The sequence below is a fragment of the Microbacterium sp. BF1 genome (assembly GCF_019279095.1).
GTDB lineage: Bacteria > Actinomycetota > Actinomycetes > Actinomycetales > Microbacteriaceae > Microbacterium > Microbacterium maritypicum.
This window is the reverse complement of the sequence record NZ_JAGYWT010000252.1, coordinates 1-3,568: the sequence shown is the minus strand read 5'-3', so window position 1 is coordinate 3,568 and position 3,568 is coordinate 1. Positions and strand designations below refer to the sequence as shown.

Annotated in this window: 2 protein-coding genes and 2 pseudogenes; all 4 read left to right on the top strand. The window is 67.5% G+C overall.

The annotated features are described in order from the left end of the window. Positions 1 to 617 (top strand): annotated as a pseudogene (locus KZA10_RS09840) (DNA repair protein RecN); the annotation flags it as partial. 17 nt (positions 618 to 634) lie between these two features. Next, positions 635 to 2,329 (top strand): CTP synthase, encoded by a 1,695-nt coding sequence (locus KZA10_RS09835; RefSeq protein ID WP_017830134.1) that lies wholly within the window; start codon positions 635 to 637, stop codon positions 2,327 to 2,329. After that, positions 2,322 to 2,903, top strand: coding sequence for an NUDIX hydrolase (locus KZA10_RS09830; protein ID WP_218682771.1), 582 nt, complete (start codon positions 2,322 to 2,324; stop codon positions 2,901 to 2,903). Before KZA10_RS09835 ends, KZA10_RS09830 begins: the two co-directional genes overlap by 8 nt. Before the next feature lie 2 nt (positions 2,904 to 2,905). Further along, positions 2,906 to 3,442, top strand: a pseudogene (locus KZA10_RS09825) (site-specific integrase); the annotation flags it as partial. Positions 3,443 to 3,568 lie beyond the last annotated feature (126 nt).

Genomic DNA, 3,568 nt, shown 5'->3' with positions numbered 1-3,568 from the left:
CCGCCGCTCCGCCGATGCCCGCATCGACCTCGTCGAAGACGAAAGTCGGAACCGGGTCCGTCGCGGCGATCACCACTTCGATGGCCAGCATCACGCGCGAGAGCTCGCCACCGGACGCGCGCCTGGAGGTCGTGGTCTCTGAAGGAGCGGAGAGCGCGCACGGTCGCGACGATGTCGCGATCCTCCTCGCTCCTCACCCCGGTGCGGAGCCGCGCTCCGTCTCGAAAGGTGCGTCCGGTGGCGAGCTCTCGCGCGTGATGCTGGCCATCGAAGTGGTGATCGCCGCGACGGACCCGGTTCCGACTTTCGTCTTCGACGAGGTCGATGCGGGCATCGGCGGAGCGGCGGCTATCGAAGTCGGGCGGCGACTCGCCCGGCTCGCCGAGAAGTCGCAGGTCATCGCGGTGACGCATCTCGCACAGGTCGCTGCCTTCGCGAACAACCATCTCTCGGTCGTCAAAGCCAATGACGGCGCGGTCACGGCCTCCAGTGTGCGGCGTCTGGAGGGGGAGGAGCGGGAAGCCGAGATGGCGCGTCTGCTGTCGGGACTCGCCGATTCCGATGCCGCTCTGACCCATGCCCGCGAACTTCTCAGCCTCCGCGTCCCCACTGCCTGATAGGATCGAAGCCCGTGATGAACTCTTCTTCTGCGGGACCCAAGAACGACACGACCAAGCACATCTTCGTGACTGGTGGTGTCGTTTCGTCTTTGGGTAAGGGACTGACGGCTGCCAGCCTCGGCAACCTCCTCACTGCTCGCGGTCTGCGCGTCGTGATGCAGAAGCTCGACCCGTACCTGAACGTCGATCCGGGCACGATGAACCCCTTCCAGCACGGCGAGGTTTTCGTGACGGATGACGGGGCCGAGACCGATCTCGACATCGGACACTACGAGCGCTTCCTCGACATCAACCTGTCCGAGGCGGCCAACGTCACCACCGGTCAGATCTACTCGCAGGTCATCGCGCGCGAGCGCCGCGGCGAGTACCTCGGCGACACCGTGCAGGTCATCCCGCACATCACCGACGAGATCAAGCGCCGCATGCGGCTGCAGGCCTCTGAGGAGCCGCGCCCCGACGTGATCATCACCGAGGTCGGCGGCACCGTCGGCGACATCGAGTCCCAGCCGTTCCTCGAGTCCGCCCGCCAGCTGCGCCACGAGCTCGGACGCGACAGCGTCTTCTTCGTGCACGTGTCGCTCGTGCCGTTCATGGGCGCGTCGGGGGAGCAGAAGACCAAGCCGACCCAGCACTCGGTCGCAGCCCTCCGCCAGGTCGGCATCCAGCCGGATGCGCTGGTGCTGCGCAGCGACCGTCCGGTGAGCGCGAGCAACCGCAATAAGATCGCGCTGATGTGCGACGTCGACGTCGAGGGTGTCATCAACACCGTCGATCTGCCGAGCATCTACGACATCCCCTCGACGCTGAACGACCAGGGTCTCGACTCGTACATCGTGCGCCGCCTGGGTCTGGACCAGAAGGCGGCCGATGTCGACTGGACCCGCTGGAATAAGGTGCTGCACGCGGTGCACAACCCCAAGCACGAGGTGACGATCGGTCTGGTCGGCAAGTACATCGATCTGCCGGACGCCTACCTCTCGGTGACCGAGGCGCTCAAGGCCGGCGGCTTCGCGCAGGAGACCAAGGTCAACATCCGCTGGATTCCGTCCGACCTCTGCGAGACGCCGGAAGGCGCCCAGGAGCAGCTGGCCGAGCTCGACGGCATCTGCGTGCCCGGCGGATTCGGTATCCGCGGCATCGAAGGCAAGCTCGGCGCGCTGAAGTTCGCGCGCGAGCAGGGCATCCCGACGCTCGGCCTCTGCCTCGGACTGCAGTGCATGGTCATCGAGTACGCCCGTGACGTGGCGGGAATCGTCGGTGCCTCGTCGAGCGAGTTCGACCCGGACACCGCAGAGCCCGTCATCGCGACGATGGCCGAGCAGGTCGACATCCTCGACGGCGGCGACCTGGGTGGCACCATGCGCCTCGGTCTGTACCAGGCCGCACTCGCCGAGGGATCGCTCGCCCGCGACCTCTACGGCGCGCCCGAGGCATCCGAGCGCCACCGTCACCGCTACGAGGTGAACAACGCCTACCGCGACCGTCTCTCGGCAGCAGGACTGGTGTTCTCAGGCCTCAACCCTGAGCTCGACCTGGTCGAGTACGTCGAGCTGCCGCGCGACGTGCACCCGTACTACATCGCCACCCAGGCGCACCCCGAGCTGCGTTCGCGTCCGACCGCCCCGCACCCGCTGTTCCGCGGCCTGGTCGGTGCGGCGATCGAGCGGCACCGTGCAAGCGAGCTGTTCGACGTCAGCGCGGATGACTGAGTCGACGGAGAACCTCCGGGACGAGCCCTTCGAGCCGGAGGTTCTCCACAGCGACCTCGTCTACCGGGGTAGCGTCTGGGACGTGCGCTCCGACCGCGTGCGCTACGGCGAGGGCGAGATCGTTCGGCAGTACGTCGATCACACCGGCGCGGTGGCGATCGTCGCGCTCGACGACGAGGGGCGCGTGCTGCTGATCCAGCAATATCGCCATCCGATCCGGCACCGTGACTGGGAGCTTCCAGCCGGGCTGCTCGACGTGGAGGGGGAGGAGCCTCTCGCTGCCGCCCGACGCGAGCTCGCCGAGGAGGCCGACCTGGTCGCCGCGCACTGGGAGCCGCTGGTCTCCTCGTGGACGACTCCCGGCGGGAACGACGAGATCATCCACCTGTTCCTCGCGACCGGGGTCGCATCGGCCGGATCGCCACACGATCGCGAAGACGAGGAAGCGGACATCCGTGTGGAGTGGGTGCCGCTGGTCGAGGCCGTCTCCGCCGTGCTCGAGGGGCGGATGCGCAACGGCATCCTCGCGATCGGTGTGCTCGCAGCCGCACAGAGGCTCCGCGACCGGAGCTGACGATGCTGCTCGAGCGCGCCCTCGACGCCTACCTGCGTCATGTCACGGTCGAGCGCGGCCTGAGCGCGCACACGATCGCGGCGTACCGACGTGACCTCGGGACATACCGTGAGTGGCTGGTCGCCGAGGGGATCGGCGACACCGCGGAGGTGACATCCGCGGTGATCGATCGGTTCATCGGTGAGCGGGCCTCGGCGGAGCCGCCCCCGGCCTCGACGAGCCTGGCCAGACTGCAGTCCTCGGTGCGAGGGTGGCATCGCTTCCTGGCGCGGGAGGGCATCGAGGTCGATGACCCGAGCGCCCGTCTCCGTCCGCCGAAGGCGCCGCAACGGCTTCCCAAGGCGCTGACCATAGAACAGGTCGAGCGCCTTCTCTCGGCGCCCTCAGACGAAGAACCTCTCGGCATCCGTGATCGTGCTCTGCTCGAACTCCTCTACGCGACCGGCGCGCGCGTGTCGGAGGCGATCGACCTCGATGTGGACGATCTGGCTCACGGCGACGTCCTGCGGCTGAGGGGCAAAGGGTCGAAGGAGCGCATCGGCGGGTGACTTCTGCGACCAGAAGGTGCGCGAAGGGAATCAGGAACGCTTCGAGACGGACGACGGACAGAAGAGTGAGCGACCATCAGGTGCGTCATCGAACCCGACGTGGTCAGATTCGGTCTA